Source organism: Paradevosia shaoguanensis, assembly GCF_016801025.1.
Taxonomy (GTDB): domain Bacteria; phylum Pseudomonadota; class Alphaproteobacteria; order Rhizobiales; family Devosiaceae; genus Paradevosia; species Paradevosia shaoguanensis.
The window spans coordinates 3,357,397-3,371,604 of sequence record NZ_CP068983.1 but is presented as its reverse complement, the minus strand read 5'-3'; the positions used below and the strand labels follow the sequence as shown (position 1 = coordinate 3,371,604).

Genomic DNA, 14,208 nt, shown 5'->3' with positions numbered 1-14,208 from the left:
CGGGCTTCGGCCCGCCTTCTTCCTTTGCGGGGCGTTAAATACCCGCGCGACGACAGGCGTCCGCCTCTCCCCTTCCCGACTCCCGCCGTGACTGGTAGCGCTTTAGTCACCAGCAGGGCTTACAATCCGTGCAAACGCGATCCTGCGCCCGCCCCTGGCGCCCACAGGAGAACTCAGGTCCATGTCCCTCAAAGTCGAGCTCAAGCCCGGTGAGAAGCTGCTGATCGGCAATTGCGTCATCACCAATTCGGACCAGCGCACGCGCCTCTATATCGACGGCAAGGCCCCCATCCTGCGCGAGAAGGACATCCTGACCGCCGAGACCGCCGACAGCCCCGCCAAGCGCATCTACCTGGCCATCCAGCTCATGTATATCGGCGAGGAAGTCGAACTCGCCACGCGCGAATATTTTCCGCTGGTCAACGACATCGTGGCCGCCGCGCCGTCGATGACGCCACTTGTCGACCAGATTAACAACGAGATTTTAACGGGCGCGCTCTACAAAGCTCTGAAGTCAGCCAAGAAGCTGATTGAATACGAACAGGAATTACTCGATGCAGCATCACGGGGCGCTGGCGTATCAACAGGCGGTGAAGGCAACTGAGAGCCCGCGCGAGCGCGAAGCCGCTCTGCTGGCCAAAGCCGCCCTGCAGCTCGAACACGTACGCGACGACTGGGACAATTCCCGCCACGAGCTCGACGCCGCCCTGATGTTCAATCGCAAGCTCTGGACGGTCTTCCTGACCTCGGTCACCCGCGAAGACAATCCCCTCCCGGCCCCCGTTCGCCAGAACATCGCCAATCTCGGCCTCTTCGTGATGAACCAGACCCGCGAGGTCATGGTCGAACCCCAGCCCCGGCGCCTGGACTCCCTCATCAACATCAACCGCCAACTCGCCGCCGGCCTCCGAGGCCGCTGAGAGGCGAAAAAAGCGAAAGGCGCCCGTGGGGCGCCTTTTTTGTTTGTGGGTAGTATCTGGCATTTGCGACCGGAACCGCACGGCTGGCCACGCGCGCTTGCTTCTGCTGCTCCTGCCCCGCTCCCCAGTGTATCCCAGCCCCTCCACAGCCCTTTCACCTCCCACTTCCCTAGCCCCCTCCCCACCCCCGGACTTCCCCGGACTTGATCCGGGGCCTATTGCACCCCTCCACCCGAGTGGCGCCATCCGTGGACCCCGGCTCTACGGCCGGGGAAGTTCCGTGAGTGTGGGAAAACTAGTGGCGCACCCGAGATTTGCTCCAGAGCACCCCGCCAGGATCGGGAAACCCCAACGACAAGGGGGCGCAGCTCTCGCCACGCCCCCTCGCTATCCCTCACCCGCAATCGCCTACTTCAGATAATTCACCAGGCTCAGCTGGCTCACCGAAGCGGTCACCTGATAGCTCGCCTCCAGACGCGTCTTGAGCGCCAGGAGCGACATCGAGGTCTCCTCCATGCTCACCGTCTCAACATCGGTCAGCATGGTCTCCAGCTGATGCGTGTAGGCCGTGTTGCGGCTGGTCGTGTTGCCGATACTGCTCTTCACCACGCCCAGTTCGAGCGCGATGCTCTCCACCGACCCATCCTGGGCCGCCGTCGAAGCTGAAAGGTTCTGCATCTGCCGCTCGACCATCGCGTCGAACCGCCCCTTGGAGGTCGGATCCTCCGTCGGATATCCTTCGTAGCTCATCGCCGCCAGCGTCCGCATGAGCTCGGTCAGCCCCTGCTCGTTGGCGCGCACGCCGTAACCGGCAAACGTCACGTCATCGATCTGCGCCGTGGCCGACTGCCGGGCATCGCCGGTGAGCTGGCCCGTATACCAGACCACGGTATCCGCCGTGCCGTCACGCAGCGCCGTCGCCGTTTCCGGCGGCGTGCCGTCGACGCGGCGCGGAATGCCATCCGTCGAGAAGAAGTCGTCGGCCGCCGCATAGGTCGAAGCCGCCTTGAGCGCCGTCTCGGACGTGCTGCCCAGCTTGGCCTGGAGACCCCGGCTGAAATTGTCCGCCGTCTCGGCCGGCGTCGCGCCGATCTGGAACTGGCCCGGGCCGGCCACGTCCGTCGTCGCCGTCAGCGTCACCAGCTGCGACGTGCCGTCCGGCATGGTGAGCCCGATCGTGACTTCATCGCCTGCGCGAGGTTGCGACGGGAACCCCACCGACACCGTCGATGGGCTGCCCAGATTGGTGCCGACCGCAATCGTGCTGCTCGTTGTCGTGACGCTGGCCAGCTTGTAGCCGAACGGCCCCGTGATATCGCCGACCGTGACCGTATCGCCCGCCGCACCCACCGTCAGGCGCCCGAGCTTGGGCCCGTCGAGCGCGCCCATCGTGGTGCCAAGTGCCGTGGCGAAATTGGCGGCCGTAGCATCGGCGTCCGCGCCGATCGGGAAGTCGGTATCGGCCACCAGCGTCTTGCTGGCCGTCGTGCCGTCCGGCTTGCGATAGGTCACCGTGATGCTGTCGCCCGGCGTCGGCTGGCTGGTGAACGTTGCCGACACATCCGCCGGCGGCGAGGAATGATCCGGCTCCGTGGTCCGCACCGAACCCGTCGTGCTCGAAATCGAGACGATCGAATAACCCGCCTGCTCGAAGCCAGCTGCATTGAAATCGACGCGGTTGCCCGTCGCCGTGATCTTGGGCACCCCGATGCTGGCCAGCGTCGTGGGCGCGCCCATGTCGGCGCGGTTGCGCTCGGAAACGGTCTGCTTGTAGCCGGCCAGTCCGCCCGTGCCCTCCATGATGGAGTTGTAGCTGGCCACCGGCGGCCGGTCGGTCACGTTGCCGCCCATAAGGTAGCGGCCGCCGACATTGGCGTTGAGCGAGTCGATGACCAGCGCCAGCCGGTCCTGCGACATCTTCTGGAGATTGACCATCACCAGGTTGTTTTCGCCGTAGCTGCCGGCGGTCGCCGACGTACGGGCCTCCGACTTGAGCTTGCCCAGCGTCGTGAACGACTGGTCGAGGAAGCTCAGGCGCATGTTGACGGTGGTCATGTTCTCCGCATAGGCGGTGAGCTTGGTCAGGCGTGCGCGCAGGCTGAGCGAATTGGTGCGGTCACCGCCCATTTCGGCCAGGCTCGAGGCCTTCTGCCCCGTGCCCAGCTGCAATTGCAGCTTGCCCAGCTGCTCGTTCATCTTGGAGATGACGCTATACCCGGCCTGGATCGGGAACATGGACTTGTTGACGAGCATCTGCCTTACCTTCCAACCGTCTGCATGAGCGTGTCGAGCAGCTCCTGCACCACTGACACCACGCGGGCATTGGCCGCATAGGCATTCTGCAGCTCCATGAGCCGCGCCACTTCCTCGTTGACGTCCACGCCATAGGTCTCGGTCATGCGCGAGGTCAGCGCCTCGAGCGAGAGCGATTGCGCGTCGGCCTTGGAGAGCGCGTCCGAAATCGTCGAACCCTGGTAGTCCACCGTCTGGTTGACGATATCCCCCAGCGTGCCGTTGAGCCGGAAATTGCCCAGCTCCGGCGAGGCCCTGTATTCGGAGGCGAACTTCATCGTCTTGAACTGGTTGACGATGTAGTCGACGCGCGCCGAGTCGCCTGAGGCCGACGAACCGCTGTATTTGACCAGCATGGTGTTGTCCGCCACCACCGCCGGGTTGATCTTGATGCGTCCGGCGAAGCCGAGCTTCTGCCCCAGCCCGTCGACCGCGCCCGTATAGGGCGTGCCGTTGCCATTCGCATCGAGGAAGAGCGGCAGCGCCAGGTTCCCGTCCTGGTTGGACGTCGCCGTCGTGCGCGCCGTCATCGAGTTGATGACGATGCCGCCCGAGCCGGTCACCGAGAGCTTGCCCGCATTGTCCGCGAACGTGATCCCGGTCATCGGCGGCGACTTGGTCGCCATCATCGCGTTGATTTCGCCGGCAATGTCGGCCGAGCTGCGCGGCGGCTGCAGGTTGACGTAGAACACGTCATCCCCGTTGGCATCCACGTAATTGGCCGGTGGCGGCGTCGTGCCCGCCGTGTTGACGACGCGGATGCCGCGCGAGGCGCCCGTGCCGTCGCGGTACGAAACCACGAGGTCGTCGCCGTTCTGGTAGGCCGGCGCCAGCGGCGCCACGCCATTGGTCGCGTTGGCGAGGTCGATCTCGAACCCGCCCGCAACTGCCGTACCGTTGGTCTGGACCGTCGAGAACGTCTTGGCCAGGGCCGCCGCGATATCGTCGAGCTGGCGCTGGGCGTCCTGCAGGGTCTTGTCGCGCAATTCGATCAGCGAGGCGATCGAGCCCGACTTGAGCACGTTGTTGGAAACCAGGTCCACGCGGCTGCCCGAGGGCGTCAGCAGGGTCAGCTTGCCGACATTGGCCGAGGACGCATCCATGCCGCCCGCCGCCTCGAACTCGAAGATCGAGCGCTTGACGTCCAAAAGGCTCATGCCCGAACGCGTCGAGAGCGCCACGGTACCGTCATCGCGATAGTCGACGCGCAGGTCCACCTTCTCGGCGATCTGGCTCACCAGCCGGTCGCGCTGGTCGAGCATCGACACGCGCGTGTTCTGGTCCATGCCGTAGTCCGAGAGGGCGAGGTTCACCTCCTGGAGCGACTTGAGCTGATCGTTGAGCTCGGCCACGCTCGTGGCGATCTTGCCCTCGGCTTCCTGCCGCAGGCCCTGGATGGTGGTGGTGAGCCGATTGAGCGTGCTCACCATGTCCTGCGCCTTGGAGATCACGTCCGCGCGCGAGGCATAATTGTCCGGGCTCGTCGCCAGCGCATCGAGCGCCGATTGCAGCGAGCCGAACGAGGTATCGAGCGCACCGGCCGAACCGGGCTTGCCCAGATAGGTCTGCAGCCGGTCGAGGAAGTTGGCCCGGGTCGAGGCATAGCCGGAATCCGGCAATTGCCGGGTGTAGTAGTTTTGCAGCGTCTGGTCGAAGGCGCGCGACACCTGCCCCACGCGCACGTAGGAATTGTCGCCCCTGCCCACCTCGATGACGTTGAGCGATTGCTTGTGATAGCCCGGCGTGCCCGCATTGGAGATATTGCGGGACAGCACCTCGAGCGAACCCTGGTTGGCCTTGAGCCCCGCCAGTGCATTGCCGATTGCGACTGTCAAACCCATCCTGGGTCTCCTCGATAAAGCTGCAAAGTCCCGGCGCGTGCGCCGGGATCACTGAGAGCGCGGAAGCGGCGGGGCTTACCGCATCATGTTGAGCGTTTCCTGCAGCATGCTGTCGGCGGCCGACACGATGCGCGTGTTGGCGGCATAGGCCTGCTGGGTCACGATGAGCTTGGTGAACTCTTCCGAGATGTCGGTATTGGAGGCCTCCAGCGACGAGCCGACGATGCCGCCGTTCATCGAGAGGATCGGCTCGCCCGACTGCTGGGTGGCCGAGAACACGCCGCCATCGCCGCGCTTGAGCGCGTTGGGCGCATTGAACGTCGCCACCAGGATCTGCGCGACTTCCTTGGTCTCGCCATTGGTGTAGGACGCCACGATACGGCCTGTGTCGGACACGCCGACCGAGATGAACTGACCGGCGCCATAGCCGTTCTGCTTCAGTTCGGTGGTGGTGGCGCTGCCGGCATTGTCGGCGAACTGGGTGATGCCCTTGGCGCCGTTGTCGATGGTGATCGCGCCCAGCGCCGTGCCGCCGATGGTCAGCGGGTTGATGGTGAGCCCGGTCATGCCGACTTCGGTCGAGCCCGGAGCCGCGTTGAGCCCGGTGAGCACGCCCTGGTTGAAGGTGTAGGAACCCGCCTTGACCCAGGCATCGGCCGGGGCCGCGTCGCCCGTGCCGTAATAGAGCGCCCAGCTTTCGGCGCCCACGGCGTCCGAGGTCTTGGCCCAGCGCATCTGCACGTTCACCGGCTGGCCGGTCGGCGAGTAGAGGGTCAGGCCGCCGCCTGCGATCGACTGCGAGATGAACTTGTCGCTGTCGCCCGAAAGGATGCGGTTCGGCAGCACGCCCGGGTTCGGGTTCTGCGCTGTAGCCGGCGCGCCGAACGGCGCGGTGCCGCCGACGGTCAGCGAGTTGGAGAAGTCGTTGCCCGCCGTCGAAACCGACAGCACGCCACCCGTCATCGAGACCGAGGCATTGGAGGTGCCGGCAACGCCGCTGGCGCGCAGCTTGGTCTGGATGGCGTCGAGCGCCACGTCGATGTTCTGCGTGCGGTCGATATCGTTCGGGCCACTCGGCGTATCCGAGAAGGTATAGGTCAGCGTATTGGCGCCGATCTTGATCGTCAGCGTGTCACCGTCCGCCACATAGGTCGAGGCCGGCGTGCCCGCCGTCAGCGCCAGCGTGCCGTTGACCGCCGCGTTGGTCGCGCCCGAGTTGGAATAGGTATAGGACTTCATCAGCTCGCTGCCCGGCACGGTCGCGTCATAGGACGCGGTCTTCGGCAACTGCGGCAGGTTGAGCTGGTAGTTGATGGTGGTCGACGCCTTGGCCGGCATGAACGAGTTGTCGATCTTGATCGCCTCGGGCACCGACCCGGTGATCACGCCGCCCGCCATTGCCAGGCCCTTGAGCCGGTAGCCGGCGCCGTTGACGAGGTAGCCGTTCTTGTCGATGTCGAAATCGCCGCGGCGCGTATAATACGTGCCCGACGTATCGCCCGAAGTCGCTTCGACCACGAAGAAGCCCGAACCGTTGAGCGCCATGAAGGTCTCGGTCGCCGCATTCTGGATGTCGCCGCGATCGTTGTTGGTCGAGCGCGAATACGAAGTCACAGCACCCGGCACCTGGCTCTTCACCGGCGCATCGGGGATCAGGTCGACGAAGCTGGTTTCGATGCGCTTGTAGCCCGTGGTCTGTGAATTGGCGATGTTGCCCGAGATGTTCTCCATCGCGTGCGACTGCGCCCGCAGACCGGAAACCGCCGTGGCAAGAGCCCCATAAATGCCCATTCAATCACTCCGTAAACTCATGGCGGCCGACCGCCCGTTTTCTGCCCGCCTGCATTGCAAGAGCGATGCCAAGTCCGTAAGTGATTGATTTTGCTGAATTACCGCAACCGCACGACTCCCCATTGTGGCCAAGATACGGCAAGAACCACCCGCCACCCGGCAGTTTCTTCCGAGGGGAATGGAGGCGCAGCGCAAGTTGAGGCTACGTTCATCCCTCCTCCACGCACGCCTTCCTAACTCCCCACCCCCTCCCCACCACCGCACTTCCCCGGGCGAAGACCCGGGGCCTATTGCACCCCTCCACCCAAGTGGCGCTATCCGTGGCCCCCGGCTCTACGGCCGGGGAAGATCGAGGTCGGGCTGGAAAACTGAAAAGAAGATCAGCACCTCCCCCCACTGCGGCACTCCACCCCGCCCCGCCGCCTTGCCTCCCCTCGCCCAATGCCGTAAACGCAATGCCCACTCACCAAGGTCCTGCGAATCCGATGCTCTTCAAAAGTGCCGACGAATTCCTCAAGGCGCCGCGACACGCGGTGACGGTGTTCGGCATGGCCGGCGTCGGCAAGACGCGGCTGGCCGCGCTGCTGCGCAAGAACCACTGGTTCCACTACTCGGTCGATTACCGCATCGGCACCCGCTACATGGGCGAGTTCATCGTCGACAACTTCAAGGCCGAGGCCATGAAGGTGCCGTTCCTGCGCGATCTGCTGCGTTCGGATTCGATCCGCATCGAATCCAACATTTCCTTCGCCAATCTCGATCCGCTCTCGAGCTATCTCGGTCGCCCGGGCAACACCGCCAAGGGCGGGCTGACGCTGCACGAATATCAGCGCCGCCAGGAGCAGCATCGCGTCGCCGAAATCTCGGCCCTGCTCGACGTGCCGCTCTTCATCGAGCGCGCCGCCTCGCTCTACGACTATTCCAACTTCATCGCCGATACCGGCGGCTCGCTGATCGAGGTCATCGACCACGACGATGCCAACGATCCGGTGGTCAAGGCCCTTACCGCCAACACCACGCTGCTCTATATCCGTGGGACGGAAAAGGACGCGGCGGAATTGATCCGTCGTTTCAGGGAAAGCCCCAAGCCGATGTATTACCGGCCGGAGTTCCTCGTGCGGAAGTGGAACGAATACAAGAAGATCAACGAGATCGACGCCGACGAGGCCGTCGATCCTGATGGATTCGGCGCCTGGGGTTTCGAGGCGTTGCTGCATGATCGCCTGCCGCGCTACCAGAAGCTGGCGGAAAACTTCGGCTACATCGTCGAAGCCTCCGACCTGGCCACCGTGCGCGACGGCGACGAATTCCTGGACCTGATGGCGAGCGCGATCGAAGCCCGAATGCGTTAGCGCAGTTTGCGCCGCTCGACATTCATCTTCGCCCAGAATCCGTTTTTCTCATCGAGGCAAAACCATGCCTATCCGCATTCCCGACAATCTTCCTGCGCGCAAAACTCTCGAATCCGAGGGCGTCGTTGTCATGGATTCCTCGCGCGCCGCGCGCCAGGACATCCGCCCGCTCCAGATCGGCCTGCTCAACCTTATGCCCAACAAGGAGCGGACCGAGACGCAGTTCTCCCGCCTCATCGGCGCCACCCCGCTCCAGGTCGACCTGACCCTCGTCCGCATCACCGATCACCAGTCCAAGCACACGTCCGAGGATTATCTCAAGACGTTCTACAAGACCTGGGAAGAGGTGCGTGAGCAGAAGTTCGACGGCTTCATCGTCACCGGCGCGCCCATCGCCAACATCCCCTTCGACCAGGTGCGCTACTGGCCGGAAATGCTCGACATCATGAACTGGACGCAGACCAACGTTCACCACACGATGTTCATCTGCTGGGGTGCCCAGGCAGCCCTGCATCACTTCCACGATGCGCGCCGCTACCGCATGCCCGCCAAGGCCTTCGGCGTCTTCCGCCACCAGATCCTCAATCCGCGTTCGCCGTGGCTGCGGGGCTTTTCCGATAGCCCCATGGTGCCGGTGTCGCGCTACAACGACATCGACCGCACGAGCCTGGACCCCGATCTCGAAATCCTGATCGACAATCCCGAGATCGGCGTCTGCCTGCTGGATGACCCCAAGCACCGGGCCGTCCACATGCTCAACCACCTCGAATACGACAACCGCTCGCTAGCCGACGAATACGAGCGCGACGTCAAGGCCGGGCTCGATACGCCCGTGCCCGCCAACCTCTACCCGGACGGCAATCCCATTGCCGAGCCCGAGAACCACTGGCGCAGCCACGCCCATCTCCTGTTCCAGAACTGGATCAACGAGATCTACCAGACCACGCCCTACGATATGGCGCAGATCGGCCGGTAGCGGCGGTTTTGAAGAAACGAGCGTGGGCCCGGTCTGACCAAGGACCGGGCCCACTGTCGTCCGCGGCCCCTCAGTCGCGGACGAATTTCCAGGTGATGCGCGCATCGACCGGCACCACCACTTGCCCGGAATTGTGGGAAACGCTGCCGATCCGCATCAGCGCCGCCTCCCCGCTCCAGGTCTGGGCGTCAGCGGCGATCGGCTGGTCGATGATCTCGATCCGCTGCGTCCCCTCCAGAAACTCGACCCGCTTCTCGTTGGTGAAAGCCTGCCCCGTCAGCCGCACCGGCACGGCAATGCCGCCCGCCGGCAGCCGCAGGCTCGCCAGCCCCAGCTTCTTGTCCACGGCAAGAACTGCCGTGCACAGCGCCTCGACATAGTCCGGGTCTTGCGTGCCGGCGGAAAGCTCGATGCCCCCAGTCCGCTCGAAATGGTAGCTGCGCGCCGGGTCCGGCGGCGCAATCGCCATGCCGTCGCCCGCGTCGGCAACACTGATATTGCCCGAGGCGCACACGCCCGTGCGATCCGCCGTCCACGTCTCGTAGCGCGTCTTGTCGCCTTCCATCGCGCCCAGTGCGTTGGGATCGGCCTGCAATTGCTTGCCGATCGACATCATCGCCTTCATGCGACAGGCATCGTTTTCCCCGCAGGCCTCCATGGCGCTGGCAATGGTGGCGATTCCGGCCGGCAAGGCCGCATTCTCCGGCGTGATGCCACCCAGTTCCAGCCCCGGCGTCGTCGTCTCCTGCGGCATCGACAGCTTGAGGTCGAGCGACATGCTGCGGTCCGCCATCAGGCCTGCCCACTCGACGCCGTTGGGAAAATCGTTCCGCGCCTGCCCGGTCAGTTCGACCGTCACGAGCAGGTGCCCGGTCGGCATGGCTGCCAGCGCCCCGCTGCCAGGAGCGAGAAGGAGGAGGGAGACAGCGAGGCGCGTGGCAAGGGGGAGCATGATGGTCTCGTTTCCGGCCGGTTCGGCCGGGGCGAAAACTTGCAGATCGCGCCTCCCCGCGCCCCGTCCGTTTCAACGGGCAGCACCCAAACCACTGTCAGCCCTTGCAAAGCCCCCGTCACGGCATACCTTAGCGTCACGCAAACCAGAGGATGCCGATGGCTCAATCACCGACGAACGTTGTCGATGAAATCGGCATTGCCCTGTCCAATCTCGCCGATGCCGCCGGCGGCGCGTTCACGCCCACGCTGCGGCTGGGGGTCACGGGCCTCTCGCGCGCCGGCAAGACCATCTTCATCACCGCGCTGATCCACAACCTTCTCACCGGCGGCCGCCTCCCCGGCTTCGCGCCCATGGCCGAAGGCCGCTTCATCGGCGCGCGCCTTGCCGAATACCCGGACGCGACCATCCCACGCTTCGCCTACGAGCAGCACCTCGAAGCCCTGACCGGCAAGGAGCCCACCTGGCCGGAAAGCACCCGCCGCATCTCGCAATTGCGCATCACGCTCAAATACCAGAGCGCCCGCTGGTTCTCCGGCATGCGCGGCCCCTCCACGGTCAATCTCGATATTGTCGACTATCCCGGCGAATGGCTGCTCGACCTGCCGCTGCTCTCGCTGAGCTTCGCCGAATGGAGCGCCCAGGCCCTCGAACGCGCCCGCCGCGCCCATTCCGCAACCGAAGCCGGCCCGTTCCTCGCCTTGCTCGACTCCACCGATCCGCTCAAGGAAGCCAACGACGTCGACGCCGAAGCCCTCGCCGCCGCTTTCACCCGCTACCTGCGGGAAAGCCGTCACGATGGCCGCGCGCTCTCGACCCTGCCCCCCGGCCGCTTCCTGCTCCCGGGCGATCTCGAGGGCAGCCCGGCGCTCACCTTCGCGCCCCTGCCGCCACCCCACCAGGCCGTGCGCCACACCAGCCTCTACACCATGCTGGAGCGTCGCTACGAGGCCTACAAGGACGTGGTGGTCAAACCCTTCTTCCGCGATCACTTCGCCCGGCTCGACCGCCAGATCGTGCTCGTGGACATGCTGCGCGCCCTCAATGCCGGGCCGGAGGCCGTGCACGACCTCGAAACCGCCCTCACCGACGTTCTTGCCTGCTTCCGCCAGGGCGACAGCAATCCCTTCCTGCGCCTCATCGCGCGCCGCATCGATCGCATTCTCTTCGCCGCCACCAAGGCCGATCACCTGCACCACACCTCCCATGACCGGCTGGAGGCCATCCTCAACCGCCTCCTCGCCAACGCCTCCCGCCGCGCCCGCTTTGCCGGCGCCGAGACCCGCTCCGTGGCCCTGGCCGCCGTCCGCGCCACCCGCGAGGGCACCATCCGCGAAAAGGGCGAAACGCTCGATGTCATCCTCGGCACACCTATGGCCGGCGAAAGCCTCGATGGCGTGACCTATGACGGCAAGACCGAGATCGCCCTCTTTCCCGGCGACCTTCCCGACGATCCCGAGGGTGTTTTCGAGGAAGACCACCCCGTCGAGCTCAATTTCCTGCGCTTCCTGCCGCCCCAGAAGCTCGAAAGGAACGCCGAGGGTGCCTATGTGCTTCCCCATATCCGGCTCGACCGTGCCATCGACTTCCTGATCGGAGACTGGCTCAAGTGAAGCGCCCCGTCGCCCGCACCATCAACGCTCCCGAAAACACCGAGGATGAAAGCCGTCTCCCGCGCGCCTTCACGCCCGCCGAGGTCGATAGCATCGAAACGGTCGAACCCGGCTTCGAGGAAGCGCCTCTGCCCGATACGCTCCCCAACCCAACGGGCATGGGCTGGCTCGGCCGCCTCGCCTGGACCACCGGCGGCATCCTCGTCTCGCTCGGCCTGAGCCTCGCCGCAGAACGCCTCGTGCGCGATCTTTTCGCCCGCTACGAGTGGCTGGGCTGGCTCGGCATTGCGGCCCTCGCCGCCTTCGTCGTGGCCATCATCGCGCTGGCCTTCCGCGAGTTCTGGTCGCTCCGCCGCCTGCGCAGCCTCGATCGCCTGCGCCAGCGTGCCACCGAAACGCTGGTCTCCGACAAGCCCGACGACGCCCGCCGCATCGTCGGCGAGCTCCAGACCGTCTATGCCAGCCGCGCCGACCTCGCCAAGCCGCGCAGCCTCATCGAGGAAAATCTCAAGATCATGCTCGATGGCGCGGAAATGATTCAGTTTTCCGAGCGCGTGCTCATGGCCCCGCTCGATGCCCGCGCCCGCGCCCTCACCGCCGCCTCGGCTCGTCGCGTGGCGCTGGTCACCGCCATCTCGCCCCGCGCCCTCATCGACATCGCCTTCGTCAGCTACGAGAGCATTCGCCTCGGCGGGGCCATTGCCAGCCTCTACGGGGCCAAGCCCAGCCTCTTCGGCTCCATCCGTCTGACCGGCGCCATTCTTGGGCACCTCGCCGTCACCGGCGGCCTCGTCCTCACCGATGGCGTCATGGAACAATTGGTCGGCCAGGGTCTCGCGGCAAAACTCTCCGCGCGGCTCGGCGAGGGCGTAGTCAATTCGCTCATGACCGTCCGCGTCGGCATCGCCGCCATGCGCGTCGTCCGTCCCCTGCCCTTCGCCACCCAGCCCCAGCCCATGGTCAAGGATTTCCTGCCCGAGCTCGTCAACCTCGCTCAGGGCAAGTAGCGGGCCGGCCTAATCTTTCCGCTAGTTAATTTGATGTTCATGTGAGCCGGTCGTACCCTGCTCGCTGACCTCCTGTCTCGTACCGACAAGTGTCGGTCGTGAATGGAACCTTGGGGTGGCAGCTCCCTTTGCGCATTAAGGTCGAGCTTGCCGCCCCATTTTTCGTTCAGAGCTGCTGCGGCGGCGGTTCGGGCAGCATGGCCACGCGGCCGACACGCGAAGGCCGAGCACCCGGGTTCTTCTCCTCGAAACGCTCCCGCGCCGCGAGCACCCGCTCCCGGTTATTGCGCGCCCATTCCGAGATCGCCTGCAGCGGCCCCTGCAGGTCGCGTCCCAGTTCCGTCAGCTCGTAATCCACCCGCGGCGGAATCGTCGGCGTCACCGTGCGATTGACGAACCCGTCCCGCTCGAGGTCCCGCAGCGTCGCAGTCAGCATCTTCTGGCTGATCCCGCCCACATGGCGCTTGAGTTCGCCGAACCGCATCGGCCCGCCGGCCAGCCGGTTGATGATGAGCACCGTCCATTTGCCGCCGATCTGATTGAGGATCTCGCCGACCGGGCGGCAATCGTGATGGGGTTCTATCGGTTTCAAAATGGTGCCTCTCGTATCCAAAAAGTGCCGTCTTGCGACGACGCATCCGGTCACTAACATAGCGTCAGTCACCATTAGTTACCAGGACTACCAGCCATGCATAAGGTCGCAGTTTTCGTCGGCAGCCTCCGCGCCGATTCCATCAACCTCAAGTTCGCCAGGGCGCTCGAAAAGCTCGCCGCCGGCAAGCTCGAATTCGTCTACCCGGACCTCGGCAGCCTGCCGCTCTACAACGACGATCTCTGGGCGTCTCCGCCCGCCAGCGTCCTCCGCCTCAAGGACGATATCGCCGCCGCCGACGCCGTGCTGTTCGTCACGCCCGAATACAACCGCACCATCCCCTCGGTGCTCTCCAACGCCATCTTCTGGGGCAGCCGCCCCTGGGGCAAGAATTCCTGGGCCGACAAGCCCGGCTCCGTCGTCGGCACCTCGCCCGGCGGCATCGGCACGGCCGTAGCCCAGTCCCACCTGCGCAGCGTCGTCACCAACCTCGAAGTCATCCTGATGGGCCAGCCCGAAGTCTACTTCCAGACCAAGCCCGGCCTCATCGACGACGACTTCAACGTCACCGACCCCGACACCCGCGCCTTCCTAGAAGGCTACATCACCCGCCTAACCAACTGGATTCAGCGCCACACCCAGGACGCCGTCAGCAGCGTAGCCGCCGAGTAACCCACCACCGGCCCCGCCAACCTCCCTCCCCCTTGCGGGGAGGGATCGAGGGTGGGGGTAAGCCACAAACTCGAAGCTCTCTGGTTCCCTGCACTCACCCCAAACCATCCCCCCTCCATCCCCGCCCCCACCCACCACCGCACTTCCCCGGGCGAAGACCCGGGGCCTATTGCCCCTCTCCACCCGAGTGGCGCTATCCG

12 protein-coding genes are annotated in these 14,208 nt (G+C 65.1%); 7 read left to right on the top strand and 5 right to left on the bottom strand.

Annotation, left to right across the window (positions count from 1 at the left end; translation table 11 throughout):
• The first annotated feature begins 181 nt into the window (after positions 1–181).
• A complete protein-coding gene (gene flbT, locus JNE37_RS16285) occupies positions 182–604 on the top strand; it encodes a flagellar biosynthesis repressor FlbT (protein WP_035033477.1) in 423 nt (140 codons plus the stop codon).
• Positions 555–920, top strand: coding sequence for a flagellar biosynthesis regulator FlaF (gene flaF, locus JNE37_RS16280; protein ID WP_035033475.1), 366 nt, complete (start codon positions 555–557; stop codon positions 918–920). The genes flbT and flaF overlap by 50 nt, the downstream gene beginning before the upstream one ends.
• Positions 921–1,328: 408 nt before the next feature.
• On the opposite strand, the gene JNE37_RS16275 is transcribed toward flaF, so the two are convergent.
• The 3 genes from JNE37_RS16275 to JNE37_RS16265 form a co-directional block, all read right to left on the bottom strand.
• Complete coding sequence (locus tag JNE37_RS16275; protein WP_203063846.1) at positions 1,329–3,173, bottom strand: hypothetical protein; 1,845 nt, start codon at positions 3,171–3,173, stop codon at positions 1,329–1,331.
• 5 nt (positions 3,174–3,178) lie between these two features.
• Positions 3,179–5,053: a flagellar hook-associated protein FlgK gene (flgK, locus tag JNE37_RS16270; RefSeq protein ID WP_203063844.1), complete on the bottom strand. Its 1,875-nt coding sequence runs from the start codon at positions 5,051–5,053 to the stop codon at positions 3,179–3,181.
• Positions 5,054–5,128: 75 nt separating this feature from the next.
• The gene (locus JNE37_RS16265; protein ID WP_035033468.1) at positions 5,129–6,844 is read right to left on the bottom strand and encodes a flagellar hook protein FlgE; all 1,716 of its coding nucleotides are present in this window, start codon (positions 6,842–6,844) and stop codon (positions 5,129–5,131) included.
• Between the two features lie 485 nt (positions 6,845–7,329).
• Between JNE37_RS16265 and JNE37_RS16260 the strand changes: the two genes are divergently transcribed.
• Positions 7,330–8,196: a hypothetical protein gene (locus JNE37_RS16260; RefSeq protein WP_035033465.1), complete on the top strand. Its 867-nt coding sequence runs from the start codon at positions 7,330–7,332 to the stop codon at positions 8,194–8,196.
• Between the two features lie 64 nt (positions 8,197–8,260).
• Positions 8,261–9,172, top strand: coding sequence for a homoserine O-succinyltransferase (locus JNE37_RS16255; protein WP_203063842.1), 912 nt, complete (start codon positions 8,261–8,263; stop codon positions 9,170–9,172).
• Between the two features lie 70 nt (positions 9,173–9,242).
• On the opposite strand, the gene JNE37_RS16250 is transcribed toward JNE37_RS16255, so the two are convergent.
• Entirely contained in the window at positions 9,243–10,124 is an 882-nt protein-coding gene (locus tag JNE37_RS16250) for a hypothetical protein (protein WP_203063840.1), read from the bottom strand.
• Between the two features lie 158 nt (positions 10,125–10,282).
• Here JNE37_RS16250 and JNE37_RS16245 point away from each other — a divergent pair, with 158 nt between their 5' ends.
• Entirely contained in the window at positions 10,283–11,737 is a 1,455-nt protein-coding gene (locus JNE37_RS16245; protein ID WP_203063838.1) for a YcjX family GTP-binding protein, read from the top strand.
• Entirely contained in the window at positions 11,734–12,744 is a 1,011-nt protein-coding gene (locus JNE37_RS16240; RefSeq protein ID WP_203063836.1) for a YcjF family protein, read from the top strand. Before JNE37_RS16245 ends, JNE37_RS16240 begins: the two co-directional genes overlap by 4 nt.
• 166 nt (positions 12,745–12,910) lie before the next feature.
• On the opposite strand, the gene JNE37_RS16235 is transcribed toward JNE37_RS16240, so the two are convergent.
• Positions 12,911–13,336 (bottom strand): winged helix-turn-helix transcriptional regulator, encoded by a 426-nt coding sequence (locus JNE37_RS16235; RefSeq protein WP_376742843.1) that lies wholly within the window; start codon positions 13,334–13,336, stop codon positions 12,911–12,913.
• Positions 13,337–13,432: 96 nt separating this feature from the next.
• On the opposite strand from JNE37_RS16235, the gene JNE37_RS16230 reads away from it, so the two are divergent.
• A complete protein-coding gene (locus JNE37_RS16230) occupies positions 13,433–14,008 on the top strand; it encodes an NADPH-dependent FMN reductase (RefSeq protein WP_203063834.1) in 576 nt (191 codons plus the stop codon).
• Positions 14,009–14,208: the final 200 nt, after the last annotated feature.

Coding starts and splice junctions, on each gene's coding strand:
- flbT (WP_035033477.1), top strand. CDS start 182: ATGTCCCTCAAAGTCGAGCTCAAGCCCGGTGAGAAGCTGCTGATCGGC.
- flaF (WP_035033475.1), top strand. CDS start 555: ATGCAGCATCACGGGGCGCTGGCGTATCAACAGGCGGTGAAGGCAACT.
- JNE37_RS16275 (WP_203063846.1), bottom strand. CDS start 3,173: ATGCTCGTCAACAAGTCCATGTTCCCGATCCAGGCCGGGTATAGCGTC.
- flgK (WP_203063844.1), bottom strand. CDS start 5,053: ATGGGTTTGACAGTCGCAATCGGCAATGCACTGGCGGGGCTCAAGGCC.
- JNE37_RS16265 (WP_035033468.1), bottom strand. CDS start 6,844: ATGGGCATTTATGGGGCTCTTGCCACGGCGGTTTCCGGTCTGCGGGCG.
- JNE37_RS16260 (WP_035033465.1), top strand. CDS start 7,330: ATGCTCTTCAAAAGTGCCGACGAATTCCTCAAGGCGCCGCGACACGCG.
- JNE37_RS16255 (WP_203063842.1), top strand. CDS start 8,261: ATGCCTATCCGCATTCCCGACAATCTTCCTGCGCGCAAAACTCTCGAA.
- JNE37_RS16250 (WP_203063840.1), bottom strand. CDS start 10,124: ATGCTCCCCCTTGCCACGCGCCTCGCTGTCTCCCTCCTCCTTCTCGCT.
- JNE37_RS16245 (WP_203063838.1), top strand. CDS start 10,283: ATGGCTCAATCACCGACGAACGTTGTCGATGAAATCGGCATTGCCCTG.
- JNE37_RS16230 (WP_203063834.1), top strand. CDS start 13,433: ATGCATAAGGTCGCAGTTTTCGTCGGCAGCCTCCGCGCCGATTCCATC.